Raw genomic sequence first — 25,038 nt, forward strand, 5'->3', positions numbered from 1 at the left:
GTTCTCGCAGTGTGCACGAACCCGCGGATGCGACATGGTCCCGCACTACCTCGAGGTGTCCGCCTGGCTCGCTCTCGCGGCGGTGACCTTCGCGTGGATCGCGCTCGCCGCCTACCTGACGATGGTGGTCATCGCACAGGACGACGCCACCCGGGCGCAGCGATCACGCTGGATCGCGGCGCTGTGGCTTCTGCCGTTCGTGGGTGTCGCGGTCGTCCTGGTCGCTCGGCGCGCTCAGAGCCCGCGGGCGATCGTCGGCCACAGGTCGGGCAGGTCACGCTTCCAGTAGGCCCAGGAGTGTGTGCCGATGAGCGGGAAGTCCACCGTCGCCGGGATGTTGTTCGCGCGCAACGTGACCGCGAACTCCACCGAGCAGCGGTAGGCGCCGCTCTCGAGCCCCGACGCGGCCAGGGTCTGTTGCTGTCGGCTCATCCCCGGATCCAGGGGCTCGGCGAAGTCCAGTGGCCCGACGGCCCCGGTGCCCGCGGAGATGTAGAGGTTCTTGCCGCGCAGCTTGTCGAGGTGCAGGCTCGGATCGTGGTCAGCCCACCCCGGCGCACCGAACGGGCCCCACATGTTCGTCGCGTCGGCGCCGTCGCGGCCGACCGTGGCCCGGATGTACGCCTCGTTGAGGATGCCGCTGGTGGGAGGACAGCCGCTCAAGGACGCTGCACCCGTGTACAACTCGGGATGCCGGAATGTCAGCGCGATGGCCGCCTGACCGCCCATCGAGAGACCCACGATGGCGTTGCGACCGTTGCCGTTGTAGTACCGGTCGATCAGCGGCGGGAGTTCCTTCGTCAGGAACGTCTCCCACATCGGCTTGCCGACGACACGGTCGGTGCGTTCCCAGTCGGTGTAGAAGGTGCTCTTGCCCCCGGACGGCAGGACGACGTTGACGTCCTTGTCCTCGAACAACTTCGCCGCGCCACCCTTGGTGATCCAATCGCTCACCGAGCCCGTCGCGCCGGCACCGTCGAGCATGTACACCGTGGATCGGCTGCGGGACGTGTCGCGGGGCAGCAGCACCGTGACCGACACCGGGCCACCCATCGCGGGCGACTGCACGGTGATCTCGAGTTGGCGCGGCGACACCTTCGTCACCTCGTCGAGCGCGACCTCGCGGGGCGCGACGAAGGGTGCGGCGGGCGCGGCGATCGCCGACGGCGCGGCCACACCACAGCACGCGAGAAGGACGGACGCGGACACGACGGCACGCCGCAACACACGTCGCCTACCCGTCGAGCTGGTCACGCCACCCACCCCTCCATCGCGGTTCATCGGACCACCGCGTTGTATCAACAGTAACTTCGGCACCATCCCGCACCCGGTTGCCGACGGGGCTCGGCGGCTATCGGCTCGATCACGATCAGGCATCCGGACGGCAACATCAAGGAGGAGACGTGCACGGATCCGACGGCTACGCGTTCGTGGCCACCGTCGCCGTCCGGTGGTCCGACGTCGACGTCACCGGCCACCTCGCACCCGCCCGACTCGTCACCGCGATGGAGGAGGCCCGCGTCGCCTGGCTGCTCAGCGCCGGTGACGAGTACCGACCCCTGATCACCAGCGCGATGATCGTGTCCGTCGAGCTCAGCACCGACAGGCGCCTGACCTACGACGACGGACCGCTGCGCATCGCGATGTGGATCGAGGGGTTCCGCAGCGTCGACTTCACCATCGCCTACGCCGTGCACTCGTCCCGGGACGCACCCGACGCGCCGGCCGCCTACACGGCGCGGACGCAGATGGCGGTCGTCGACGTCGCGGCGCACACGCTGCGCAGGCTGACCGACGAGGAGAAGGGTCACCTGCGGGCCTGGTCCCGTCCGTCCACCTGACGTCGGAAACGTCGGCTGCGTCCGGGTTCCATTGTGTGCACATCGATCTCACAGCGACCGGCCAGGTTCGCTCGGCACCATCGGGGCCGTGCCTGTGTCGTCACATGAGGGTGTGTCCCTGCTCGACGGGTGGTTCCCGATCACCCTGCAGATCGTGTCCGTCGTCCTGCTGGTGGTCGCCGTCGGATGGCGCACCCGGCGGTGGCGACTGGTCTGGCTGCCGGTCTCGGTGGCCGTCGCGGTGCTCGGGGCGGTACTCGTGCACGTCTACTTCGACGCACAGGGGCTCGCGACCGACCCCGCACCGTGGCAGCTGTGGGTATGGGTGGGCGTGACGGTCGGGGCGCTCGCGGTGGTGGTCGTCGGGTTCCGCAGCGCCCGGTGGTGGCGGCGCGGTGTCGCCGTCCTCGCGGTCGCCGCGGCCGCGCTGACCACCTCGGTGGTCCTCAACCAGTGGGTGGGGTACTACCCGACGCTGACCGCCGCGTGGGGCGCCATCACCGCCGGTCCGCTACCGGATCAGGTGTCCGCCGACCACCTCGCCTCGATGCGCGACACGAACCGGACCACCGGGGCCGTCGTCCCCATCACCACCACCGACGACGTCAGCCACTTCGCGCATCGCACCGAGTACGTCTACCTGCCGCCCGCATGGTTCCGCGGTGCCACACCACCCACCCTGCCCGTGGTGATGATGATCGCGGGCGAGTTCAACACCCCGTCGGACTGGATGCGCACCGGCAACGCGATCCCCGTCGTCGACGCCTACGCCGCCCAGCACGGCGGACAGGCCCCGGTGCTCGTGTTCGTCGACGCGGGTGGGTCGTTCAACAACGACACCGAGTGCGTGAACGGGCCCCGCGGGAATGTCGCCACCCACCTCATCGACGAGGTCCGACCGGCGGTGATCTCGCAGTTCCACACGTCGTCGGCGGCCGCGAACTGGGGGATCGTCGGGTGGTCGATGGGCGGGACCTGCTCGGTGGACCTGACGGTCATGCATCCGGATCTGTTCCACTCCTACGTCGACATCGCCGGGGACGCAGCGCCGGTCGCCGGGACGAAGCAGCAGACGATCGATCGACTCTTCGGCGGGAACGCCGCCGCCTACGCATCCTTCGACCCGGCGACCGTGATGCAGAAGCACGGCCCTTATCAGGGCGTGTCCGCACGGTACGAGGAAGCCGACCAGTCCGGCATGCCCCGTTGGCGCGGGCAACACGGCGGCGGACACCACCGCCCGCCGGGCGGCTGGAAGCCCCCGTCCCAGGGCGGCGCCGGGCTCGGCGGTCGCCAGGACGGCGGCTCGGCGAACCAGGCCCAGGAGGCCGTGCAGTTGTGCGCCGCGAATCGCGCCGCGGACATCACCTGCAGCATCGACAACCGCGCGGGCCGGCACTCGTGGCAGTTCGCGTCGACGTCGTTCCAAGACTCGCTCCCCTGGCTCGCCCAGCGGGTCGGGGTCAGCGGGGTGTGACGGTCACTTCCCCGACCACGGGCGCCCACCCGACGCCAACCGGAGGATGTTGCCCTGCAACACATCCCGGTAGATGCGAATGTTCTCCTCGCCCGAGCGCACCTGCTCGGTGAGGCGACGGGTGTTGTCGGCGGAGATCTCGCGGTTCCCGGACCGGGACACCAGCTGATCGATGCGGTCGTCGATGGTGGTGGTGTGCGCGAACTCCTCGAGCACCCGCAGCTCGGTCGCGGCCGACTCGACCACCTCGGCGACCGTCGCCAGCGCGGCGACCCGGTCGACGAGTTCCCGCCACACCGGTCGCAACGATTCCTCGCGCTGCGCGATGTGACCGAGCAGTTCGGCGTCGCCGCCAGCGGCCCGTCGGCTCGACTCGAGATCGACCCGGATGGTGCGCAGCGCGACCACGTCGGCGGCGACGTCGGCGAGTTCCGCCTCGAGATCGACCTGTCCGCGCTGGACCGCGAAGTGCTCGGAATGCCATGCGGGACACCGCTGCACACGGTCGTAGAAGCTGCCGACGGCGAACAGCATGGTCTCGTAGCCGTCGACGAACTTCGAGTCCGCACCGGGCGTGGCGGTCTCGACGTCACCGAGGAGGTCGGTGATCCACCGCCGCCCGGATTCCTTGCCCGCCTTGGCCGCCGCGTTCTCGATCGCGCCCGCGACGCGCTCCAGGGCGGCGTTGCCCATGCGGCGGACGTAGCTGCCGAGGTCCGGGGTCGGGGTGTGGGTGAGCCCGAGGAACAACCGCTCCCGGTCGACGGCTTCGAGGTGGGTGCCCTCGCGGCGTTCCCGGCGGATCGCGCGCACCCCGGTCGCGAAGATGCCCTTCCCACCGACGAGGGCACGTCGGGCGTCGTCGAGCTTGCGCGCCACGGAGTTCCGGCGTGCGCGGATGAGTGCCGCGACCATCGCGGGGGTCAGCGGCGCATCGGCCTGCTCGTCGAGCGCCGCGACCGTGCGCTGCAGACGACGTAACTCGGCGAAGCCCTGGGTGCCGGTGAGGTTCCACGACGACGGGATCGGCAGTCCCGCACGCATCCGGGCGAGGACCACAGCCCGCGCGGAGGAGTCCAGGTGACCGGTCGCGATCGCGACCGCCGCGGCGTCGGAGAGTTCGGGGTGCCGACCCGGGATGGTGGCCCGCTCGCACCAGCGCTGCACCGTGTCCGAGGTGACCTCCACGGCCGCGGCATCGCGTCGACGTGGGTGGTTGTCGGTCATCGGGCACCGTCTCCGATCGGGGTCGCAGGCCTCTCCGATGGTACGGATCGCGCGAGCGCGACACCGCGCGTGAACCGGTGCAACGCCCAGGCCACCGGGATGCTCACGACGGTCGTGACGATGAGCACCCCCAGCATCGACCCGGTGAACGTGACGTAGCCGAGGAGGTCCATCGCCCACACCAGGACGACGAGGTGGACCAGGAAGAACTCGTAGGAGATCTCCCCGAACCACACCGCGACGCGGTGACCCAGGAGGCGGTCGAGGAACGTGCCCGGCCGGGACAGCGCCAGAGCGCCCACGAGACATGACGCGACGATCGCGTAGAGGACCGACTTCACGATCGTCGCGCTCGCGGTCGTCGGGGTGATCGTGGGCTCACCGGCGGCTGCAGTCCAGCTGAGCTGGAACGCCAGGATCGCCACGAGGACCGCCAGCACGGGGTGGACCCGGACAGCGCACTGCGCGGCGACGGCGAGTGCCATCCCGCACGCGAACCAGATGACGAACGCCGGCGGCCACAGACGTGCGGTCGGGTCGGTGAGCGTGCCGTCGGCGGTGAGCAGAGCCCAGACGGGGCTGACCGCAGCCACCACGACGATCGCGGCCAGGGCTGCCCACGGACGCCATCGCCCACGGCACACGACGGCCGTGATGATCCAGGCGATGACGGGGAGCGCGACGTAGAACGCGGCCTCCACGGCAAGGCTCCACATCTGCGTCAGGCCGGTGTGCAGGTGGCCGAAGCCGTAGATCTGGGTGAGTGTCATCGACCGCAGGAACCCGGACCAGTCGTGGGCGAGCGTCGCGTCCTGGGTCCGCCACACCGAGAACAGCGCGTACGTCACGGTCACCGTCACCCAGTAGGCCGGCAGGATGCGCCGCGCGCGGTGCAGAGCGTAGCGGCGGACCGAGGGACCGGGTGTCCCCTGCGCCAGAGACCGGACCCACGGCCGGAACAGCAGGTAGCCCGAGAGCACGAAGAAGATGGCGACGCCGACCTCGAGTCGCGCGGCCATGCGGCCGAGGAGATCGTCGGTGTACCCGCCCGTCCAGAACGCCGCGTGCGTCGCACACACCGATAACGCCGCGACGGCGCGCAGTCCGGTCAGTGAGTCCCGGCGTCCCCCGATCGGGGTGTCCTCGGCGATGATCAGCGAGACGCGGGCGCGGCCATGAGGGCGGCGGCGACGCGTTCGAGCGCGGCCACGCGCGACCCCTTCACGAGCACCGCGTCCCCCGCCTCGAGGTCGGCGACGGCCGCGACGGCCGTGTCGATGTCGGGGACATGCCGCGCGCCCGATCCGTAGTCGGGGGCATCGACGGCGATGAGGTCGACGCCCAGGTCGCGGGCATGGGCGGTGATGGCCCGGTGCTCGGCCGGCGCGGTGTCACCGATCTCGGCCATGATCCCGACGACGGCGACCTTGCGGCCGGCCGTGAGCCCGACGAGGGCGTCGAGAGCGGCTCGCATCGACGTCGGGTTGGCGTTGTAGGCGTCGTTGAGGACGGCCACACCGTCCACCGTGCGCGTCAGCTCCATCCGCAGACCGGAGATGGCCGCACCCGAGAGGCCCTCGGCAATCTGCTCGACCTCGAGACCCAGCCCGCCCGCGACAGACGCCGCCGCCAGGGCGTTGTGCACGTTGTGCCGACCCCGCGCGGCCATGGACACCTCGATCGACCCCCACGGCGATCGCAGCATGAAGGTGGGTCGCAGTTCGTCGTCGACGCGGATGTCCTCGGCGTACACGTCGGCCGTCGTCGACATCCCGTAGGCGATGACGTCGGCCGTCGTCCGCGCCGCCATGGCGATCACGGCGTCCTGATCGACGTTGAGCACCGCGAGGCCGTCGTCGGGCAGAGACGCGATGAGCTCGCCCTTGGCCTGCGCGATGGCCCCGATGTCACCGAACAGTTCGAGGTGCACCCCGTCGACGCGGGTGACGACACCCACGGTCGGGTGCGCGATGTCACACAGGGTCGCGATGTGCCCGACGCCCCGCGCACCCATCTCGACGACGATCGCCTCGGTGTCGTCGGGAGCGGCGAGAAGCGTCAGCGGGAGCCCGAGCTCGTTGTTGAACGACCGCTCGTTGGCGTGGGTTCGCACCGCCACCGACAACACACGGGCGAGCATGTCCTTCGTCGATGTCTTGCCGACTGACCCGGTGACACCGACGACGGGTCCGGTGATCCGCGTGCGGGCGGCCTCACCAAGGGCGGCGAGCGCCCGGGCGGTGTCGTCCACCTGCACCGAGGTGACGCCGGAGTCGGCGAGTGGCGGACGGGCGGTCAGGTAGGCGGACGCACCGGCCGACAGCGCCTGGGGGATGAAGTCATGACCGTCCCGCTCGGCGACGACGGGCACGAAGAGCTGGCCCGGGCCGATCGTGCGGGAGTCGATCCCGGCGCCGTCGAGCTGGACATCGGCGCCGGAGAGACTCCCGCCGGTGGCGGACGCGATCTCGCTGGCTGTGAAACGCACCCGTCGAATTTACTCCGACGGGGACGGCGGACAGTTCCCCCACGTCGCGCGGGTGTCCGGATCGTGACCGTAGGGTGTGGCGCATGGTCCAGCCGGCGGATTTCGACGTGCCCCCCGAGCGGGTACGTCTGGTCGTTCTCTATGGCGGCCGGTCGGCCGAACACGACATCTCCTGCATCACCGCCGCGCACGTGATGGCGGCCGCGGACCGCAGCCGGTACGAGATCGTGCCCGTCGGCATCACCCGTTCCGGCGAGTGGATCCGCAACGACAAGGCCGTCGCCGCCCTCGAGGAGGGCCGCGAGCTCCCGTCGAGTCTCGCCCCCGAGGGCACGGCGGTCTCCTCGACCGAGGTCGTGCTCGGTCGAGGAGAGGTGGCCCCCGGCGACCCGATCACCCCCACCGTCGTCCTGCCGCTGCTCCATGGGCCGCACGGGGAGGACGGGACCGTCCAGGGGATGCTGGAACTGCTCGGGGTCCCGTACGTGGGCAGCGGCGTCCTCGGGTCGTCGCTCTGCATGGACAAGGCCATGGCGAAGGTCGTTGCGGCGCAGCACCGGATCCCGCAGTGCCGGTGGCTCGAGTTTCAGGAGGGCGTGGGCACCGCCGCCGACTTCGCCGCGCGCGTCGCCGGCCAGCTCGGCTTCCCGTGTTTCGTCAAACCCGCGAATCTCGGTTCCTCCGTGGGCATCTCGAAAGCGCACGACGCCGGCGAGCTCGACGCGGCCATCGAGGTCGCTCTGCGCTACGACGACGTCCTCGTCGTCGAGGAGGGCGTGACCGGTCGCGAGATCGAGGTCGCGGTGCTCGGCAACGCGCAGCCGGAGGCGTCCCTTCCGGGTGAGGTCCTCCCCGGCGCGGAGTTCTACGACTATGCCGACAAGTACCTGAACGGGACTGCGGGCCTGTCGATCCCGGCAAAGCTGCCCGACGAGGCCGTCGCCGAGGTGCGCGAGCTGGCTGTCCGCGCTTTCACGTCGATGCGCTGCTCGGGGATGGCCCGCGTCGACTTCTTCTACGAGGAGGACGGCCGAGGCTGGCTCCTCAACGAGGTCAACACGATCCCCGGTTTCACGCCGTCCTCGATGTACCCGAAGATGTGGGAGGCCTCGGGGCTCTCCTACGCCGATCTGATCGACCGCCTCGTGGACCTCGCCTGGTTCCGGTTCGGCCGTCGGTCGACCTTCTCCACCGAGCACTGATGACCGTGCCCGACGGTGCCATCACCGGGCAGATCTGGCGAGGCGGCAAGCCCGTCGACGGCTTCGACCTCGCGCAGATCTCGGACTGCCTCACCGAGTCCGACACCCTCGTCTGGGCGGATCTGCAGGATCCGTCGGACGAGGTCATGGGGCGGCTGGCCGACGAACTCGATCTGAGTCCCTGGGCCGTGGAAGACGCGCTGGCCGCATCCGAGCGGACCAAGGCGACCACCTACGCCCACCACACCTTCGTGACCGTCTACGCCGTCCGATGCTCGGCTGACGCCGGCGTGCGCGCCGCCGACTCCCCCACCGGCGCCTCGCAGTCCATCGCCACCCAGCGGATCTCGGTGTTCGTCAAGCGCAACGCCTTGATCACGGTGCGACTCACCGGCGACGCCGACATCGTGGACATGGCGGAGGTGCAGCGGCGCTGGGACGAGACCGAGGCGCACGACCGCGGTGTCGAGGCGCTGCTGCACGGACTCCTCGACGTCGTCGTCGACGGGCACTTCGAGGCAGTGCAGACGCTCGACGATGCGATCGAGGACCTCGAGGGACTGCTGTTCGACGAGTCCGTCGCGGCCCGGACCCTGCAGCGACGCACCTATGGCGTGCGCAAGGACCTCGTCGCGCTGCGCCGGGTGGTGCTGCCGATGCGGGAGGTCGTGGCGGTCATCCAGCACCGGCGTGACGCCCTGGGCACCGGCGACCGCCTCGACGCCGAGTTCGCCGACCTCTACGACCACGTCCTGCGCGCCGCGGAGTGGACCGAGTCGCTGCGGGACATGGTGTCCACCGTGTTCGAGACGAACCTGTCGTTGCAGGACGCGCGACTGAACACCGTCATGAAGAAGCTGACGGGGTGGGCGGCGATCATCGCGGTCCCGACGGCCATCACGGGGTTCTACGGGCAGAACATCCCGTTCCCCGGGTTCGACCACACCGTGGGATTCGTCACCAGCACGGTGTTGCTCGTGACCGCCATGGTCGTCCTGTTCACGCTGTTCAAGCGGCGCGACTGGCTCTGAGCGTCCGATGTGTCGGGCCCCGCGCCCCGACCTCGTCGCCGACCAGCGTTTACCGTGGTCGGTATGCGCATCCTGGTGACCGGAGCCAGCGGCTATGTCGGGTCACGACTGGTCACCGGCCTGCTCGACGCTGGACACGAGGTGATCGCGGCCTCCCGTAAGCCCGACGGCCTCGCCACCTACGGCTGGTACGACGACGTCATCCCAGTGGCGCTCGACGCGTCCGACCGCACGGCGGCCGCCACGGCCTTCGGGGCGGTGGGCCCGGTGGACGTCGTCTACTACCTCGTCCACGGCATCGGACAGCCCGGATTCCGGGAGAAGGACAACGCCGCGGCCCGCAACGTCGCCGAGGCCGCCCGCGACAACGGTGTGTCGCGGATCGTCTACCTCGGCGGCTTCGTCCCGCAGGCGGAGAAGCTGTCCGAACACCTGGTCAGCCGCGCTGAGGTCGCCGACAACCTGCAGGTCCCCGGTGGGCCTGAGCTCGTGTGGCTGCGATCGGCCGTGGTCCTCGGCGCCGGGTCCACGTCCTTCGAGCTGATCCGCTACCTGGCCGACCGACTCCCGGTCATCCCGCTGCCGGCATGGGCCGACAACCGGATGGACCCGGTGTCGATCCGCGACATCGTGCACTACCTCGTCGCCGCGGCCGACTCCTCGACCCTCCCGGCCGGCGCGTACGACGTCGCCGGCGCGGACACCTCGAGCTACCGCGAGGTGCTGACGACGTACCTGTCGGTCGCCCACCGTCGCCGGATCCCGCTGCCGCTGCGGGGCTTCGGGACGGGACTCGCGTCGAAGGTCAGTGGATTGCTGGTCCCCGTGCCGACCGGCCTGACCGGGGACCTCGTGGCCTCGCTCGACTACCCGATGTACGCCTCGGAGAACCGGATCCACTCGCTGGTCCCCGACCCGCCCGGCGGTCTGCTGACCGTCCGCGACGCGATCGGACGTGCGCTCTCCGGTGGCGACGACCCTCGCCCGGTGAACCGCCTCGAGGATCCCCACCACCTCGCCGACTCCGACCCCGACTGGGCCGGCGGCGACGTCGCGCACATCCGCAAGCTCGGGTCGGCGGCGGTCTCGGCTGACGGGTGGGATCAGTTCGAGCGCCTCGGTGCCGCCCTGGTGCTCTCCTACGGTCCGGCGGCCGGGGCGGTCCGGATCGGGTGGGATCTCGCCGCGTCGACGGTTGCCCGCGTCAGCAACCACCTGGGACGGTGACCCCGTGACGACACTCGTGAGCGAGGGCTGGGACCAACTGCGTGGCGCCGTCCTGCACAAGGAGCCCGCACATCCCGCCGAACCGCCCCGCACCATCAAGCGCCGACGCGTCGTCGTGGTGGTCTTCCTCGTCATCGGCGCCGTGTTCCTCGGGCTGTCGTTGTCGACCAAGCCGGGCGACGCGATCTTCTACGTCTACACACTCGCCCTGGCCGGGGTGTGGTGCGTCGGGGCCGCGCTGTCCCGTCCGCTGCACCTGGGCCGGGTGACGTGGCGCGGGCACAGGCGCCGCCCGATCCTCACCGGCATCGGTGTGGGGCTCGGACTGGGTGCGGTGTTCGTCGTCGGCGGTCTCGTCGTGCGCACGATCCCCCCGCTGAAGGACCTCGTCACCTCGGTGTTCGAGCACGCCACCGCAGGCAACCTGGCGCTCGTCCTGGTGATCGCCCTCGTCAACGGCATCGCCGAGGAGCTCTTCTTCCGCGGCGCGCTGTACTCGGCGCTCGGTCGGCACTACCCGGTGGTCTTCTCGACACTCATCTACATCGTCGTGACGATGGCCAGCGGGAACCCGATGCTCGGCTTCGCCGCGATCTTCCTGGGCTTCGTCGCCGCGGTGGAACGTCGAGCGACCGAAGGCGTGCTCGCCCCGATCCTCACCCACGTCGCGTGGACCTCGGTGATCTTCCTGGCGCTGCCGCCGCTCTTCGGCGTCTGAGTTCAGGGCTTGCGCCACACGATGGCGTAGCGCCACATGGGGAGTCGACGCCACCGGCTGCCGGGCAGCATTTCCTCCGCGGCCGTGCGCATCTCGCGGTAGGTGTGCGACTGCCGCCAGATCTTCGGTGCCGTGTGCTCCCAGAAGCCGTGGCGCGCGGACAGGATGCGGTGCTGCAGTTGGCCGACGAGATGGATTGCCACGTCGCCGAGCGTCGACGTCCTCGCGAGCCCCACGACCACCATCACGCCCCCAGGCGCGGTGAGACCGGCGAGTCGTCGCAGGGCGGTCGCCGGATCGCCGAGATGGTGCAGTGTCGCCACCGAAGCGACGACGTCGAAGGACTCCGGCGCGAAAGGGTGCGTCATCACGTCGCCGTGGACCCATGTGACCGACGACGATTCGCGACGGGCCGAGGTGAGGACCTCCGCGTCGGCGTCGATCCCCGTCACCGACCCGACGACCGTCGCGAGATCCGCGGCGAGCAAACCGTCTCCGGTGCCGACGTCCAGCGCGGTCCGGGCGCCGTCGGGAACCGCGTCGAGAACGACACGGTGGTAGTGAATGTTGTGGTTCCACCGGCCGTCGATGGGCCCCCGGCCGCTCATCGCGCCGACCGTACCGTCGACTGTCCGGGAACCGCATCCTGAGATGCACTCGCGGGCGATGTGACCGCGGCGACCGCTGTGGGTGCGGATGTCGGACGGTTCGCGCGAATCCTGGCGGAAGTGGAGGGATTTGAACCCCCGGTGGTTTCACCCACGCTCGCTTTCAAGGCGAGTGCATTCGGCCGCTCTGCCACACTTCCCTCGCCGGTCAGGGTAACGCAGCAGATCCGACGCGGACGTGGTGCCTACAGCCCGTCCCGAACGTCCTCGAAGAACGTCTCGATGTCGCCCAGGTTGCCCGGGCTGCGCTCGAGTGGACCGAGGAGATGCCGGCGGACCCGCGCCGCGTGACCCGCCGCGGCCCGTCGGAGGTGCTCCCGTCCGGCCGGGGTGATGCGCACCAATCGGTTGCGGGCGTCATTCGTGTCGGGGACACGCTCCACGTCGCCGAGTTCGACGAGGCGCGACACCTGCCGCGAGATGGTGCTGCGCGACGCGAGCGCCCCGCCGGCGAGATCGGTCATCCGCAGCATCGGGTGGTCGGCGAGGACCTCGAGCACCATGTACTCACCCAGTCCGAGATCGCTGTCGCGGACGAGTTCCCGGTCGAGGTGGGTGAGCAGTGCCTGCGTCCCCTCGACGAAGCTGCGCCACGCCCGCTGCTCGTCCGGACCGAGTTCCGCGTCGTCATGCCGATCACCGACCGACCTCAGCGGCGAACCCGGGTGGGCCGGACTGTCCGGGTAGTCGTCCGGTTCCGGCTGCATGTCCTCGCCAGTGCTGAACATCGCCCCCCGGATTCGTGTCGCGGCGAATTCCGGGCACGAAGGAACGGAAGGCGCCTTTTCTCGGCTGGTCCCGACACTAATTCGCGGTACCGAGAAAAGGCAGTCGGTCGATCGCGCGACTTGTCGACGGAAATCACCAGATCCATCGCACGCGTGCTTTGTGTTGTGGGGAGGGAATGGGTTCGCCGCCGGCCGGTTGCACTGGGAATGCGTGTCATCTCCGTTCAGGACGAAGGTCCGGAATCCGTCCTCGTCCCGGCGACCGCGGACAAGCCCACGCCGGGTCCGGGTGAGGTCCTCATCGCGGTCGCCGCGGCAGGCATCAACCGTGCCGACCTCATGCAGCGACAGGGCCTCTACCCGCCGCCGCCCGGGGCGAGCGAGATCCTCGGCCTCGAGGTGTCAGGCACCGTCGAGCAGGTCGGCGACGGTGTCGAGTCGTTCACGGTCGGCGACGAGGTCTGCGCGCTCCTCGCCGGCGGCGGATACGCCGAGTACGTCGCGGTGCCCGCCGTGCAGGTCCTCCCCGTCCCCGACGGCGTCGACCTGATCGAGGCCGCGGCACTGCCCGAGGTGTCCGCCACCGTCTGGTCGAACCTCGTCCTCGCGGCTCGGCTGCAGTCCGGCGAACAGTTGCTCGTCCACGGCGGCGCGAGCGGCATCGGCACACACGCGATCCAATTGGCCCGCGCACTCGGCGCCCACATCGCGGTCACCGCCGGCTCACAACGCAAACTCGACATATGCGCCGAATTCGGCGCGACGACCCTCATCGATTACCACCAGGACGATTTCGTCGACGTCATCGACGACGCGGGTGGCGCCGACGTCATCCTCGACATCATCGGCGCGAAATATCTCGCGCGGAATGTCACCGCGCTCGCACCCGGCGGGCGCCTGGTCGTCATCGGGATGCAGGGCGGCACCACCGCCGAGCTCGACCTGTCGACGCTGCTGCGCAAACGCGGCAGCGTCATCGCGACCAATCTGCGCGGCCGCCCGGTCGACGGACCGAACGGCAAGGGCGCGCTCATGGCCGGCGTCCACGAGACCACCTGGCCGCTGATCGCGTCCGGCGACATCCGTCCCGTCGTCGATCGCACGTTCCCCCTGGAGGAGGCGGACGCTGCGCACCGCCACCTCGACGGCGGCGACGCGGTCGGCAAAGTGCTGCTGACGCTGTAGGGGGTCAGCCCAGCGAGCCGAGGCAGCGCACGAGCTGGTCGACCTCGTAGGGCGTCGAGTACTGCCCGAGCCCGATGGTGACCGCGCCACCGACGTCGCGCACACCGATGACGTCGAGCGCTCGATTCGGCACGTCGACGAGAGCGCAGATGCCGTTGTCGGCGAGACGGCGCGCCACCTTGTCCGCGACGACACCGTCGACGGTGAAGCTCACCGTCGGCACCCGGTGCTGAGGAGAACCCACGAGGTGCACCGAACTCAGGTGCGACACCGACTCGACCAGGTAGGCGGTCAGCCGCCGCAGGTACGTGTTGAGGCTGGTCATGGACGTGACGAGCCGCTCTCGCCGGGTGCCCGTCGCCGCGTCGTCGAGGGAGGCGAGATGCTCGACCGACGACGCCAACCCGGCCAACATCGCGTGCTGCAGTCCGTCGACCTCGAGGCGGCCGGGTCCCGTGGTCGTGCCCGACAGGCCCGGTGAGCGCAGCCCGGCGATCCGCGCCGGATCGCGGAAGACCAGAGCCGCGACCTGCGGGCCGCCCCATCGTTCGGCCGAGACGACGAGCACGTCGGCACCCATGGCCTCGATGTCGAGCACCGAGTAGGGCGCGGCCGACGTCGCGTCGACGACGAACAGCGCGCCGACCTCGTGTGCGGCGGCACCGATCGCGGCGACGTCGGTGACGGTGCCGATGGTCGACGACGCTGCGGTGACGGCGACGACGGCTGTCGAGTCGTCGAGGATCTCGGCGAACTGCCACGCCGGCAGCTCACCGGTCTCGATGTCCACCTCGGCCCATCGCACCCGGGCGCCGTACCGGTCGGCCGCGCGCTCCCAGACCGTCACGTTCGGTTCGTCGTCGAGACGACTGACGACAGCCGTGGACCCGAGCCACACCCGTGGCGGCAGGACCTCGGCGAGAGTGGAGAGCAGGATGCCGCGCGTGGGGCCGAGGACGACGCCGTGCGGATCCCCACCGACCAGATCGGCGACGGCGACCCGCGCCGCGTCGATCACGGTCTGCGACTGCCGTGCCGCCGGGTACACGCCGCCGGGCTGGGACACCAGCGCGCGGAACCCCTTGGACACGGTCGACGCGACCGAATCCGGGATCTGCATCCCGGCCTGTGGATCGAGGTGGATCCACCCGTCGCCGAGTGACGGGAAGAGTCCCCGCACCCGAGCGACGTCGTAGGCCATGGCGAACACCATAGACCTCCGGCCCGTCACGCCCTGAGGGCCGACGGACGGCCGGAACGGAGTTCACCAGAGTGCACGCGTGCGTTGTCGTCGCAGGTGGGGACCGGTATTCACCAGGAGGGATCACGGTGGGCGTTCGCGGGCCGTCCGACCCCTGTCGCACAATGGTCGCCATGACGTCACCACTGTTCGGTTCGGGCCGCGACGATCATCCTGATCGCGACGACATCGTCGTCGTCGGTCCGGGTTCCTCCCGTGGGGAGGGCGTGGACGGCGAGTCCGACGACCAGCCCGGCGGCATCGCCGACATGGTGGAGCAGCCGGCCAAGGTCATGCGGATCGGCACGATGATCAAGCAGCTGTTGGAGGAGGTGCGGGCCGCCCCTCTCGACGACGCCAGTCGGACGAGGCTCAAGGAGATCCACGCCTCGTCGATCCGCGAGTTGGAGGGTGGGCTCGCGCCCGAACTCCGCGAGGAGCTGCAGCGCCTCGCGCTGCCCTTCTCCGACGAGGCGACTCCGTCGGACGCGGAGCTGCGCATCGCCCAGGCACAGCTCGTCGGTTGGCTCGAGGGGCTGTTCCACGGCATCCAGACAGCTCTCTTCGCGCAGCAGATGGCCGCACGGGCCCAACTCGAGCAGATGCGTCAGGGCGCTCTGCCCGGTCCGGGCGGTCCCGCGATGGGACCGGGCGGTGGGCACGGGGTCACCGGGACGGGTCAGTACCTCTGACGGCGGAGACCGTGCGGATGCGCGGTCGGTCACTGGCCGCAGGTCGACCGACCTCGGGCCGGTAGGCTCGGGCCTCATGTCCACACTCGCCGACGACGCGGTGCACCCCGGTCCGCCGCCGCCGTCCGACTCGAGGACTCTGCGCCGTGCGGTGACCGACCTGCGTACCGGCTTCGGTCAGCGGGAGATCTGGCTGCACCTCGGTTGGCAGGACATCAAGCAGCGGTACCGACGTTCGCTGCTGGGTCCGCTGTGGATCACCATCGCCACCGGCGTCACCGCCGTGGCCATGGGGCTGCTCTACTCCCAGCTGTTCGACGAGGACATCGCGACGTTCCTGCCCTACGTCACCCTGGGCTTCATCTTCTGGGGCTTCATCGAGGGATCCATCCTCGACGGCGCGGAGGTGTTCTCCAGCAACGAGGGCCTGCTCAAACAGATCCCCACCCCGCTGAGCGTGCACGTCTACCGACTGGCCTGGCGGCAGCTGATCATCTTCGCGCACAACATCGTGATCTACCTCGTGATCCTGGCGATCTTCCCGCAGCCGATCACCTGGACCGTCGTCCTCGTGATCCCGGCGATCGTGCTGTTCGTGCTGAACAGCGTGTGGGTGGCGATCGTCTTCGGCATCCTCACCACCCGCTTCCGCGACATCGGTCAGCTGCTGACGACGTCGGTGCGACTGGTCTTCTTCATGACCCCGATCATCTGGAGCGCGACGAGCCTGAAGAAGGTCACGGGCGCGGAGTCGACGAAGGCGAAGGTCGTCGAGATCAACCCGATGTTCCACTACCTGCAGATCGCGCGCGGACCGCTCCTCGGGGAGCCGGTCCCCTTCTATCACTGGGCCATCGTGATCGGCTGCACGGCGATCGGATGGCTCGCGGCGATGGTGGTGCTGCGCAACTACCGTGCTCGAGTGACCTACTGGGTGTGAGGAACAGATGAGTGACGTCCGGGTCGACACGTGGGGTGCCTGCGTCGACTTCCCCATCTTCGACGCGAAGACGCGGTCGCTGAAGAAGTCGGTACTCGGCAAGGCCGGCGGTGTGATCGGCGCCAACGACTCCGATGTGGTGGTCGTCGAGGCGCTGAAGAACATCGACCTGCACCTGCAGCACGGCGACCGCGTCGGTCTCGTCGGCCACAACGGTGCCGGCAAGTCGACGCTGCTGCGGCTGCTGTCCGGCATCTACGAACCGACCCGGGGCGCCTGCCGCATCCAGGGTCGCGTCGCGCCCGTCTTCGATCTCGGTGTCGGCATGGACCCGGAGATCTCCGGGTACGAGAACATCATCATCCGCGGCATGTTCCTGGGGATGAGCCGTCGCGAGATGCTCAAGCGGGTCGACGAGATCGCCGAGTTCACCGAGCTCGGTGACTACCTGGGCATGCCGCTGCGCACGTACTCGACCGGTATGCGGGTGCGCGTCTCGCTCGGCGTGGTGACCAGCATCGACCCGGAGATCCTCATCCTCGACGAGGGCATCGGAGCCGTCGACGCCGACTTCATGCGCAAAGCCCGTGTGCGATTGCAGGAACTGGTGAAGCGGTCGGGGATCCTGGTGTTCGCCAGCCACTCCAACGAGTTCCTGGCGCAGCTCTGCGACCGCGCGCTGTGGATCGATCGTGGCGAGGTCCGGATGGACAGCGACATCGAGTCGGTCGTCGGCGCCTACGAGGGCCCGGAGGCCGCGAAGCACGTGCGCGAGGTGCTCGCCGAGGTCGCCGGCGACCCCACTCCTGGGGCCTGAGGGTGCCCGAACCGCAGTCGTCCGGCACCGTCGTCGCGGTCGTCGTCACGCATCGTCGCCGTGCGCTGCTGGAGAAGTCCCTGACCGTCCTCGGCGCGCAGACCCGTCCCGTCGACCACCTGGTCGTCGTCGACAACGGCGACGAGCAGGATGTCGCCGACCTGGTTGCGGCGCAGTCGATCCCGACCACCTACCTGGGCTCCAAGCACAACCTCGGCGGTGCCGGCGGTTTCGCGCTCGGCATGCTCCACGCGTTGGCCCTCGGCGCGGACTGGGTGTGGTGCGCCGACGACGACGGTCGACCCGAGGGACCTGACGTCCTGGCCACGTTGCTGCGGTGTGCCGTCGCCGGTGGCTACGACGAGCTGTCGCCCGTCGTGGTGAACATCGACGACTCCGACACCCTCGCCTTCCCCCTGCGCCGCGGACTCGTGTGGCGCCGTAGGCGATCCGAGCTGTTCGCACCCGGCGAGGACACCTCGTCCCAGGAGGTGCTTGACGGGATCGCGTCGCTGATGAACGGGGCGCTGTTCTCGGCCCGGGCCATCGAGGCCGTCGGCGTCCCCGACCTCCGACTGTTCGTCCGCGGCGACGAGGTCGAGATGCACCGGCGGCTCGCCCGCTCCGGGCTGCGGTTCGGCACCTGCCTCGTCACCGCGTATCTGCACCCGGACGGCACGGCGGAGTTCCGCCCGATCCTCGGCGGGCGGATGCACACCCAGTACCCGGATGATGCGACCAAGCGGTTCTACACCTACCGCAACCGGGGATGGCTGCTGCATCAGCCCGGCCTGCGACGACTGATCCCTCAGGAGTACGCACGCTTCGGCTGGTACTTCCTCGTCCAGCGACGGGATGTCACCGGTTTCCGAGAGTGGGTGTCGTTGCGGCAGAAGGGCCGTCGGGAGATGTTCGGTCGACGCTGACCGTCACCGGTCCATCCGCACGACCTGCGAGTTGTGGAAGCTCGTGCGGCTCGTCTCGTGGAGTCCCGCTGACACCGCCAGTGCGTGGATCGGGGTGTCGACGAAACGGTTCGGCTCGAAGTACCAGTAGGTCCCGCCGTCGGGTCGGATGCGCGACGACGTCGTGCGGTCGCGGTCGGCGAGCACCCACACCACACGGCAGGTCTGCATCCACGCTCGGTACGTCGTCGGGTCGGGCTCGCCGTCCCACAGCGCGTTCTCGCGGATCCGGCTGCTGCCGGCCAGGATTCGCAACCCGCGGAAGTCATCCGGTTCCGCGGTGGCGATGATGCGCTGGGACTGGGGGCTCCAACTGAACGTCTGCTGGAACGCGACGCAGTCACCGGGGTGGGCGTTGTCGCGGACGTGCTGGGCGACCTGCGAGAAGTCGGTGCCCCCGGTGCGGCCGTACGGCTCCCGCTGATGCAGGTACGCGGGAACCGACAGCCCGACGAGGACCAGCACCACGATCGCGCGCAGCACCCACCGCTGACTCAGCACGCGGATCCCCTGCGCGACGACCAGCGCGAGGCCCGGCGCGGTGACGGCCAGGTACCGCGGCGTGTACGTGGGCGTGGCCAGCGCGGAGTACACGAGCAGCACCACCGCCGGCCCCACGACCCAGAACACGCCGATCGCGGTGACACCTGCGAGGGACCGCGCTCGTTCGCCGCCGCCGCGCATCGACGCCACGGCGGACACGATCGCGGCCACGGTCAGCACCGCGATGACGCCTCCGAGCATCACCGACCACAGACGCGTGTCGTCGACCATGAGGAACTCGTCGCGCACGTAGTCACCAAGGGTCCGCCACCCGAACGGCGGGATCCACGAGATCTGACCCGACTGGCCGTGGGCGAGGACGAGGAACGGCAGGGACAAGCACGCCGACGCCACCGCCGAGACGATCGCCGGTCGCACAGATCGTCGCCCACCGGCATGCCATGCCCATGCGACGTGGACGGGGAGGAGCAGGATCGCGATGGCGAACCACGACGACGCCAGGGTCGCGAGGAACCACTGGAGAATCCACCGTCCGGCGCCGCCGCGTTCACCGGCGATCACCGCGGCGAGAGCGGCCAGGACGGTCAGGGCGACAGCGAGGGCGTAGGGGCGCGCCTCGGAGCCGGCCCACTGGATCCGCGGCAGCGCCACGAACACGACGGCGGCGGTGATCCCGAACCGCCGGCCGCCGACGCGCGTACCGAGCGCGGTCAGGCCCGCCGCGGCGACGCCCACACCCACCGCCGAAGGGAGGCGTAGGCCGAACTGGGTGAGCCCGAAGGAGCCGGTGGCGTCGAGCCACAGGTGCATCAGCAGGTAGTAGCCGGTGTGCACGGCGTCGACGTGTCCGAGCAGGCCCATCATGTCCGGCAGGGGCCGGTCGGTGGCCGAGACGGTGGCGGCCTCGTCGTACCAGAGCGACGGCCGCCACGTCCCGATCGCGGTGACCAGCGTCGCGACCACCCCGACGATCGCGATCGTCAGAAGGCCCCGCCGGTCATCCGACGCCTCGTCGACGTCGGCCCGACGCTCCGCAGTCGGGCCTGCCGGCGCTGAGTCGTGGACCGTCACGGGCTGACGGTACGTCGCGGCGACGGCGGGAGACCGACACCACCGCGACCGATTCCCCGCCGGGTCTCGCGGGGTGGACCGTTTTCGCACGTTCGACCGATTCGCCTGGCTAAGGTTCGCGTCATGAGTACTCCCTCGTGGCGCGTGCTTCGTGCCAAGAACTACGGCACCGTGGGGCGAACGCTGCACGCCCATCTGCGGTACGCGAACGGCCAGACCAGTGAGCTGTGGCTGGACCCGCCGAAGCGGGAACGCGAGGAGCGCAACGGCGCCCCGATCTACATCGCATCGGAGACGGAGACATTCCGTTTCCCCGCTGATGCCGACGTCGTGCGTACCGATCTCACCCAGGGTCAGTTCGCCATGATGTGGGCCGGGGCGCACCACAGTCGCCTGTTCGGTGCCCATCGCCGATGGCCTTTCGAGGACCGGGGCGGCTTCGACATCGGTCAGCCGACGTCGATCACTGAAGCGACCCACCAGGGCCGACCTGCATGGGAGGTCACCTTCCCCCACGGTCCACATCGGTCCGGTCCCCAGGAGACCTTCATCATCGACGACGCATCGGGCCTCGTCCTGAGGTGGACCGACGGGACCGACCACCTCGAGGTGATGTCATTCGTCCTCGACGAGGAGCTCGACGACTCGCTCTTCACCTGGAGTGGACCCTTCATCACGCACGAGGACGAGACGGCGCAGATGATGCAGCGCAACGAGGAACTGCAGGCGAGGATCGCCGACATCCCCCTCTCGCGGCCGGCCTGGATGCCGTCGGAGATCACCGTGTCCCGCACCGACGGCGACCCCGAGACGGGCTCCCTGACCATGTCGGTCTCGGTGACTGCCCCCTACGTCACGGTGCGACGGTGGCTCACGCGGCTCCCACAACCCGAGCCGTCGTTCGGGTTCCGGGCGCCGGAGAGTCACTCGATCTCCGACGGGACCTGGACGCACGAGCTGCGCTGGCAGACTGATGCGCTCACCGTCGCCGACGCTGAGCGCATCCTGCGATCGATACCCCCCGTCGGCAGCGAGGACGACGCCGCGGACGTCGTCGCGCGAGTCCAGGAGGAGGCGGAGAACTCACGGCGGGAGCTCGAGTCACCGGGTTCGGCGCTCACCACCGGCATCGTCTACTCCGGCCCCGTGGACGTCGCCTACCACCAGTACTACCTGGCTACCCAGGACGACTGGAGCGGTGATTACTGGGCGTCGTTCGTCGGGCAGCGCAACGGGCTCGTCGGCACCGCCGACCCAGCATGCATCCCGCTGAACAGCGGTCTGCACACCGGGGACATCGACGTCACTCTCGAGGTCAGCCAGGAACAGCCCCCGCTCGACACCGACGGGTGGGAGGACATCGTCGAAGCCCCGCTGACGGTCGATTCGCCACTGTTCCTGAACGGTTGGGGCACCGGGGAACCCGGCGTCGAACTGCCCTTGGCGCGCGGTACCTACCGCCTCCGCTACAGCGCGAACGGCATGGACGCCGCGGCCGAGGCCGACACCGGTTCCGGTATCGACAGGTATCTGATCACCATCTGGCCGGCTCCGGCGTCGGCGGACGAGGTCGTCAAACAGACCTCAGACGCAGCGCGGTATCAGCACGACCACACACGGACCCTCACCGCGCCGGACCCATCGCTGCAGAACACCGGGACCGGAGTCGAGGACGCGTCAGTCCGCCTCTCCGGTCCGGTGACCTGGCCGTCCGACTGAACCGCCGAATTCGAGGCGGAACTCGACCACGTCCAGATCTGCGACGTCGGGCATGTCCGGATAGTGATTCTCGCGGAGTTGGGAGACGAATGCGCGCGTGTCGGTCCCCTGCGGAGCACCGACGTCGGCGGCGGTGATGGTGTCCGACCGTCGGCGGGTCACGCTCAGCACCTCGCCGCGCACCGCGCTCAAGGGGTGGGACCCGTCGACGACGAACAGCGCCGGACCCACGACGATGTGCTCGTTCCAGCGGACCGTCGTCGTCTTCACGCCGTCGAGCACCGCGTCGCGATGCCGGGTGTGGAAGACGACGATCTGTTCAGCCACCGAGGTTCGATTCCGGCGTCACTCGCCGTCGAACAACCGCTTCCAGTTCTCGCGGCTGGTGAGATCCGGGAGGGCACGGGTCCACTCGGCCTGGAGTCGGTCGGCGTCACGCCGCAGGTCGCGGCACACCTCGAACAGCTCCTTCAGCTGAGCGGCAGCGATCTCCTTGTCACGCTTGCGGACACGGACCGCGCCCTGTGAGGAATCCGTGACGACGGCGTTGTCGAAGAGCGAGACGTGCCACCACCGCGCGTCGTCGGCGGAGATGGACACCGGCGCCGACGACACCCGGCCGAGGTACTGCTTCGCGACGCGCTTGAGCAGCACCTCGGTCAGACGGTGCTCCTTGGGCTCATGGCCCTTCGCCGAGATCCGCGTGTTCGGATCGGACGCGGCACCGACCTCGTGGGCAGGTCGGCGGACGGTGTCGGGGAATCGACTCCGCAGCGCCTGTAGCTCGGCCAGTTTCGACTGCCCACCGTCGTCGAGGATCGACGGGCCCGCCATGAAGTCGCGCACCGCGAGCAGGAAGGTCGCCGCGAGCCCGTACTGCATCGACACGATGTGCTGACCGATCTCCTCGGCGACCACCCGCGAGTAGTGCTTGCCGTCGAACGGGGTGTGGATGGCGGCGACGATGAGCGCGTTGCGCCAGCTGAAGTACCGCGACCAGTCGTCGTAGTCCTTGAGGTGGAAATCGGCGTGCCACACACCGGCGTTCGGCAGCGTGACCGTCGGGAAACCGTGCATGCGCGCCCGGATGCCGAATTCGATGTCATCCCACTGGAAGAACAACGGCAACGACAGGCTCTCGGCGGTGACCGCCTCGGCCGGCAACAGGCAGGTCCACCACCCGTTCCAGCCCGCATCGGTGCGGGCGTCCTGCTTGAACTTCAGCAGGTTCTTGCCGCGCTTGGCCTTCGCGGTGAGGCGGCCGGCCTTGAGCTCGTCGAGCGCTTCCCACTCGGCGGTGACGTGGATGCGGGAGGTCTCCGACAGCAACAGCATCTGCGCGCCGACGATGAGCGGCTGCACCGTCGAGTTCGCGAACGACGACATCCGCAGGACGCTCTCCGGCTCGCACAGGATGTCGTCGTCCATGACGACGATGTTGGTGTCGGTCGAGCCGCCCTCGGTGAGTTCGTAGATCCCACGGTTGAACCCGCCGGCGCCGCCGAGGTTCGGTTGGGTCAGGTAGTGCAGCTTGTCGCCGAGCAGATCGCGCACCTCGGAGAACCGTTCGCGGTCGGCGACACGATCGCTGCCCTGATCGACCACGTAGACCTGGTCGACGTGACCCATCGCGACCGGGTCGCCGGCGAGGGTGAGGACGGTGGTGACGCAGTCCTCGGCGCGGTTGTGGGTGCACACCACCACCGACGACGGCCGGAACGACGCGGGCGCCGGGACCGTCCACCGGACGTCGGAGATGGTCGCCTCACCGTCGAACGCGTCGACGTCGAACCAGATCGCGCCGCCGTCGACGAAGCGGTCGAGGCGGATGTCGAACGATGCGTGCCCCCGGCCGGAGAGCTGGTGGTTCTCGATCGGCCGTTCGCGCCCACTCTGGTCCGAGGCGCGCAGTGCGACGCCGAGGCCCGTCGCGTCGTCGCAGTGGTGGTCGAACTCGAGCCGGACCGTGTCGACGGCGGTGTACCGCTGCCAGAAGCTGGCGGCGAAGCGACCGAAGTAGGTGTTGGTGCTGGCGGACGCGCCGTCGTGCAGTCGAAGCGTGTCCCGGGTGGCACGGAAGGTGCCGGACTCGGCATCGACGTACATGCCGAGATCCACACGTCGATGGGGACCACAGAACACGGTCCGCTGGGCCAGCAGGCGGTCGACGTCATCCCGCTGATCGCTCACCTGCCGCGCGTCCGTCGACGAAACGGTGGCCACTCGTTCTCCGCATCTACTCGAGGGCATCGGCACCGGGGACTGACGATAACGCACCAGCGTGAAGGATCGCTGTACGCCGGTCCGGTGGTCGGCGACGGTATTCGGACCGTCCGGCAAACTGAAACATGTTCTACTTTGGGGACAATCGGACCGAGGAGCATCGATGCGTTTCACCTATGCGGAGGCGATGACCGATCCGCGGTACTACACCGATCTCGCGGTCGCCGCCGAGGACGCCGGGTACGACGGGTTCACCATCCCCGACTCGATCGCCTACCCGGAGGAGTCGGACGCGACCTATCCGTACACCGAGGACGGCAACCGCGAGTTCCTCGACGGCAAGCCGTTCATCGAGACGTTCATCCAGGCGATGGCGATGGGCGCGGTCACGAGCCGCATCCGGTTCACGCCGTTCGTGCTCAAGCTGCCGATCCGACCGCCGGTGCTCGTCGCCAAGCAGGCCGGCTCGGTCGCCTACCTCACCGACAACCGTCTCGCGCTCGGTGTCGGCAGCAGCCCGTGGCCGGAGGACTACGACATCATGGGTGTCGACTTCGCCCGCCGAGGTCGGCGCATGAACGAGTGCATGGACATCATCCGCGGCCTCACCACCGGCGAGTACTTCGAGTTCCACGGCGAGTTCTACGACATCCAGAAGATCAAGATGACCCCTGCGCCGACGCAACCCATCCCGCTGCTCGTCGGCGGTCACGCCGATGCGGCGCTGAAGCGCGCGGTCATCCGCGGTGACGGGTGGATGCACGGCGGCGGTCAGCCGGAGGAGCTCGACGCACTGCTCGCGAAGATCGACGACATCAAGAAGGCGGAGGGCCTGCAGGACAAGCCGTTCGAGGTCCATGTCATCTCGTTCGACGCCTACACCCCCGACGGCTGCAAGCGCCTCGAGGACAAGGGCGTCACCGACGTCATCGTCGGGTTCCGCATCCCGTACATCATGGGTGACGACACCGAGCCCCTGCAGACCAAGATCGACAACCTCCGCGGGTTCGCCGACGGCGTCATCAGCAAGGTCAACGGCTGAGCGGGAGAATCACCACCGACCGGGAAGGAGAAC

24 protein-coding genes and 1 tRNA gene are annotated in these 25,038 nt (G+C 69.4%); 14 read left to right on the forward strand and 11 right to left on the reverse strand.

The features are described 5' to 3' along the window. Nucleotides 1-34 precede the first annotated feature (34 nt). Complete coding sequence (locus LX14_RS06170) at nucleotides 35-289, forward strand: hypothetical protein (protein WP_253646365.1); 255 nt, start codon at nucleotides 35-37, stop codon at nucleotides 287-289. Here LX14_RS06170 and LX14_RS06175 read toward each other — a convergent pair. Further along, on the reverse strand, nucleotides 235-1,281 hold the full coding sequence (locus LX14_RS06175) for an alpha/beta hydrolase (RefSeq protein ID WP_372505258.1): 1,047 nt from the start codon (nucleotides 1,279-1,281) through the stop codon (nucleotides 235-237). The genes LX14_RS06170 and LX14_RS06175 overlap by 55 nt on opposite strands. A gap of 122 nt (nucleotides 1,282-1,403) precedes the next feature. Here LX14_RS06175 and LX14_RS06180 point away from each other — a divergent pair, with 122 nt between their 5' ends. Then, complete coding sequence (locus LX14_RS06180) at nucleotides 1,404-1,841, forward strand: acyl-CoA thioesterase (RefSeq protein WP_253646366.1); 438 nt, start codon at nucleotides 1,404-1,406, stop codon at nucleotides 1,839-1,841. Nucleotides 1,842-2,388: 547 nt separating this feature from the next. Continuing rightward, nucleotides 2,389-3,318 carry an alpha/beta hydrolase gene (locus LX14_RS06185; RefSeq protein WP_372505366.1) on the forward strand — a complete coding sequence of 310 codons (930 nt, stop codon included), beginning with the start codon at nucleotides 2,389-2,391 and terminating at the stop codon, nucleotides 3,316-3,318. A 3-nt stretch (nucleotides 3,319-3,321) separates the two neighbouring features. Here LX14_RS06185 and LX14_RS06190 read toward each other — a convergent pair whose 3' ends face one another. The 3 genes from LX14_RS06190 to LX14_RS06200 are packed head-to-tail and all read right to left on the reverse strand — an operon-like array spanning nucleotide 3,322 to nucleotide 7,033. Beyond that, nucleotides 3,322-4,545: a hypothetical protein gene (locus LX14_RS06190; protein ID WP_253646368.1), complete on the reverse strand. Its 1,224-nt coding sequence runs from the start codon at nucleotides 4,543-4,545 to the stop codon at nucleotides 3,322-3,324. Further along, complete coding sequence (locus LX14_RS06195; RefSeq protein ID WP_308214113.1) at nucleotides 4,542-5,678, reverse strand: acyltransferase family protein; 1,137 nt, start codon at nucleotides 5,676-5,678, stop codon at nucleotides 4,542-4,544. Before LX14_RS06195 ends, LX14_RS06190 begins: the two co-directional genes overlap by 4 nt. Nucleotides 5,679-5,698: 20 nt before the next feature. Beyond that, nucleotides 5,699-7,033 carry a UDP-N-acetylmuramoyl-tripeptide--D-alanyl-D-alanine ligase gene (locus tag LX14_RS06200; RefSeq protein ID WP_253646370.1) on the reverse strand — a complete coding sequence of 445 codons (1,335 nt, stop codon included), beginning with the start codon at nucleotides 7,031-7,033 and terminating at the stop codon, nucleotides 5,699-5,701. A gap of 83 nt (nucleotides 7,034-7,116) precedes the next feature. Here LX14_RS06200 and LX14_RS06205 point away from each other — a divergent pair, with 83 nt between their 5' ends. The 4 genes from LX14_RS06205 (at nucleotide 7,117) to LX14_RS06220 (ending at nucleotide 11,211) form a co-directional block, all read left to right on the forward strand. Then, nucleotides 7,117-8,235: a D-alanine--D-alanine ligase family protein gene (locus LX14_RS06205; RefSeq protein WP_253646371.1), complete on the forward strand. Its 1,119-nt coding sequence runs from the start codon at nucleotides 7,117-7,119 to the stop codon at nucleotides 8,233-8,235. Further along, nucleotides 8,235-9,266, forward strand: a complete 1,032-nt coding sequence (locus tag LX14_RS06210; RefSeq protein ID WP_253646372.1) for a magnesium transporter CorA family protein — start codon at nucleotides 8,235-8,237, stop codon at nucleotides 9,264-9,266. The genes LX14_RS06205 and LX14_RS06210 overlap by 1 nt, the downstream gene beginning before the upstream one ends. Before the next feature lie 63 nt (nucleotides 9,267-9,329). Further along, a complete protein-coding gene (locus LX14_RS06215; protein WP_253646373.1) occupies nucleotides 9,330-10,493 on the forward strand; it encodes an NAD-dependent epimerase/dehydratase family protein in 1,164 nt (387 codons plus the stop codon). Nucleotides 10,494-10,497: 4 nt separating this feature from the next. After that, nucleotides 10,498-11,211: a CPBP family intramembrane glutamic endopeptidase gene (locus LX14_RS06220; RefSeq protein ID WP_372505260.1), complete on the forward strand. Its 714-nt coding sequence runs from the start codon at nucleotides 10,498-10,500 to the stop codon at nucleotides 11,209-11,211. A gap of 2 nt (nucleotides 11,212-11,213) precedes the next feature. On the opposite strand, the gene LX14_RS06225 is transcribed toward LX14_RS06220, so the two are convergent. The 3 genes from LX14_RS06225 to LX14_RS06235 form a co-directional block, all read right to left on the reverse strand. Then, entirely contained in the window at nucleotides 11,214-11,819 is a 606-nt protein-coding gene (locus LX14_RS06225; protein ID WP_253646374.1) for a class I SAM-dependent methyltransferase, read from the reverse strand. 112 nt (nucleotides 11,820-11,931) lie between these two features. Continuing rightward, nucleotides 11,932-12,019: transfer RNA gene (locus LX14_RS06230), tRNA-Ser, on the reverse strand. Between the two features lie 45 nt (nucleotides 12,020-12,064). After that, the gene (locus LX14_RS06235; protein WP_253646375.1) at nucleotides 12,065-12,586 is read right to left on the reverse strand and encodes a MarR family winged helix-turn-helix transcriptional regulator; all 522 of its coding nucleotides are present in this window, start codon (nucleotides 12,584-12,586) and stop codon (nucleotides 12,065-12,067) included. Between the two features lie 228 nt (nucleotides 12,587-12,814). Here LX14_RS06235 and LX14_RS06240 point away from each other — a divergent pair, with 228 nt between their 5' ends. Beyond that, a complete protein-coding gene (locus tag LX14_RS06240; protein ID WP_253646376.1) occupies nucleotides 12,815-13,792 on the forward strand; it encodes an NAD(P)H-quinone oxidoreductase in 978 nt (325 codons plus the stop codon). Nucleotides 13,793-13,796: 4 nt separating this feature from the next. On the opposite strand, the gene LX14_RS06245 is transcribed toward LX14_RS06240, so the two are convergent. After that, entirely contained in the window at nucleotides 13,797-14,993 is a 1,197-nt protein-coding gene (locus LX14_RS06245) for a cysteine desulfurase-like protein (RefSeq protein ID WP_253646377.1), read from the reverse strand. 164 nt (nucleotides 14,994-15,157) lie between these two features. Here LX14_RS06245 and LX14_RS06250 point away from each other — a divergent pair, with 164 nt between their 5' ends. The 4 genes from LX14_RS06250 (at nucleotide 15,158) to glfT1 (ending at nucleotide 18,407) form a co-directional block, all read left to right on the forward strand. Next, complete coding sequence (locus LX14_RS06250) at nucleotides 15,158-15,724, forward strand: bacterial proteasome activator family protein (RefSeq protein WP_308214075.1); 567 nt, start codon at nucleotides 15,158-15,160, stop codon at nucleotides 15,722-15,724. Nucleotides 15,725-15,800: 76 nt separating this feature from the next. After that, the gene (wzm, locus tag LX14_RS06255) at nucleotides 15,801-16,664 is read left to right on the forward strand and encodes a galactan export ABC transporter permease subunit Wzm/RfbD (RefSeq protein WP_253646379.1); all 864 of its coding nucleotides are present in this window, start codon (nucleotides 15,801-15,803) and stop codon (nucleotides 16,662-16,664) included. Between the two features lie 7 nt (nucleotides 16,665-16,671). Further along, the gene (gene wzt, locus LX14_RS06260) at nucleotides 16,672-17,481 is read left to right on the forward strand and encodes a galactan export ABC transporter ATP-binding subunit Wzt/RfbE (protein WP_253646380.1); all 810 of its coding nucleotides are present in this window, start codon (nucleotides 16,672-16,674) and stop codon (nucleotides 17,479-17,481) included. 2 nt (nucleotides 17,482-17,483) lie between these two features. After that, complete coding sequence (gene glfT1, locus LX14_RS06265) at nucleotides 17,484-18,407, forward strand: galactofuranosyltransferase GlfT1 (RefSeq protein WP_253646381.1); 924 nt, start codon at nucleotides 17,484-17,486, stop codon at nucleotides 18,405-18,407. Nucleotides 18,408-18,410: 3 nt separating this feature from the next. Here glfT1 and LX14_RS06270 read toward each other — a convergent pair whose 3' ends face one another. Continuing rightward, on the reverse strand, nucleotides 18,411-20,021 hold the full coding sequence (locus LX14_RS06270; RefSeq protein WP_253646382.1) for a glycosyltransferase family 39 protein: 1,611 nt from the start codon (nucleotides 20,019-20,021) through the stop codon (nucleotides 18,411-18,413). Between the two features lie 123 nt (nucleotides 20,022-20,144). Between LX14_RS06270 and LX14_RS06275 the strand changes: the two genes are divergently transcribed. Further along, a complete protein-coding gene (locus LX14_RS06275) occupies nucleotides 20,145-21,740 on the forward strand; it encodes a hypothetical protein (protein ID WP_253646383.1) in 1,596 nt (531 codons plus the stop codon). Here the strand turns inward: LX14_RS06275 and LX14_RS06280 are convergent. Together LX14_RS06280 and LX14_RS06285 are read right to left on the reverse strand one after the other, a co-directional pair. After that, a complete protein-coding gene (locus tag LX14_RS06280) occupies nucleotides 21,699-22,067 on the reverse strand; it encodes an ASCH domain-containing protein (protein ID WP_253646384.1) in 369 nt (122 codons plus the stop codon). The genes LX14_RS06275 and LX14_RS06280 overlap by 42 nt on opposite strands. Before the next feature lie 18 nt (nucleotides 22,068-22,085). Continuing rightward, on the reverse strand, nucleotides 22,086-23,990 hold the full coding sequence (locus LX14_RS06285; RefSeq protein ID WP_372505262.1) for a glycosyltransferase: 1,905 nt from the start codon (nucleotides 23,988-23,990) through the stop codon (nucleotides 22,086-22,088). Between the two features lie 136 nt (nucleotides 23,991-24,126). Here LX14_RS06285 and LX14_RS06290 point away from each other — a divergent pair, with 136 nt between their 5' ends. Beyond that, entirely contained in the window at nucleotides 24,127-25,005 is an 879-nt protein-coding gene (locus tag LX14_RS06290) for a TIGR03619 family F420-dependent LLM class oxidoreductase (protein ID WP_253646385.1), read from the forward strand. Nucleotides 25,006-25,038 lie beyond the last annotated feature (33 nt).

The sequence above is a fragment of the Williamsia deligens genome, assembly GCF_024171765.1.
Classification (GTDB): Bacteria; Actinomycetota; Actinomycetes; order Mycobacteriales; family Mycobacteriaceae; genus Williamsia_A; species Williamsia_A deligens.

Excerpts from the sequence above, each read along its gene's own strand:
- LX14_RS06215 (WP_253646373.1), top strand. The coding sequence starts at position 9,330 with ATGCGCATCCTGGTGACCGGAGCCAGCGGCTATGTCGGGTCACGACTG.
- LX14_RS06290 (WP_253646385.1), top strand. The coding sequence starts at position 24,127 with ATGCGTTTCACCTATGCGGAGGCGATGACCGATCCGCGGTACTACACC.
- LX14_RS06190 (WP_253646368.1), bottom strand. The coding sequence starts at position 4,545 with ATGACCGACAACCACCCACGTCGACGCGATGCCGCGGCCGTGGAGGTC.
- LX14_RS06205 (WP_253646371.1), top strand. The coding sequence starts at position 7,117 with ATGGTCCAGCCGGCGGATTTCGACGTGCCCCCCGAGCGGGTACGTCTG.
- LX14_RS06175 (WP_372505258.1), bottom strand. The coding sequence starts at position 1,281 with ATGAACCGCGATGGAGGGGTGGGTGGCGTGACCAGCTCGACGGGTAGG.
- LX14_RS06210 (WP_253646372.1), top strand. The coding sequence starts at position 8,235 with ATGACCGTGCCCGACGGTGCCATCACCGGGCAGATCTGGCGAGGCGGC.
- LX14_RS06240 (WP_253646376.1), top strand. The coding sequence starts at position 12,815 with ATGCGTGTCATCTCCGTTCAGGACGAAGGTCCGGAATCCGTCCTCGTC.
- LX14_RS06275 (WP_253646383.1), top strand. The coding sequence starts at position 20,145 with ATGAGTACTCCCTCGTGGCGCGTGCTTCGTGCCAAGAACTACGGCACC.
- LX14_RS06170 (WP_253646365.1), top strand. The coding sequence starts at position 35 with ATGGTCCCGCACTACCTCGAGGTGTCCGCCTGGCTCGCTCTCGCGGCG.
- LX14_RS06245 (WP_253646377.1), bottom strand. The coding sequence starts at position 14,993 with ATGGCCTACGACGTCGCTCGGGTGCGGGGACTCTTCCCGTCACTCGGC.
- LX14_RS06285 (WP_372505262.1), bottom strand. The coding sequence starts at position 23,990 with ATGCCCTCGAGTAGATGCGGAGAACGAGTGGCCACCGTTTCGTCGACG.
- LX14_RS06250 (WP_308214075.1), top strand. The coding sequence starts at position 15,158 with ATGGTCGCCATGACGTCACCACTGTTCGGTTCGGGCCGCGACGATCAT.
- LX14_RS06235 (WP_253646375.1), bottom strand. The coding sequence starts at position 12,586 with ATGCAGCCGGAACCGGACGACTACCCGGACAGTCCGGCCCACCCGGGT.
- LX14_RS06185 (WP_372505366.1), top strand. The coding sequence starts at position 2,389 with ATGCGCGACACGAACCGGACCACCGGGGCCGTCGTCCCCATCACCACC.
- wzt (WP_253646380.1), top strand. The coding sequence starts at position 16,672 with ATGAGTGACGTCCGGGTCGACACGTGGGGTGCCTGCGTCGACTTCCCC.
- wzm (WP_253646379.1), top strand. The coding sequence starts at position 15,801 with ATGTCCACACTCGCCGACGACGCGGTGCACCCCGGTCCGCCGCCGCCG.
- LX14_RS06225 (WP_253646374.1), bottom strand. The coding sequence starts at position 11,819 with ATGAGCGGCCGGGGGCCCATCGACGGCCGGTGGAACCACAACATTCAC.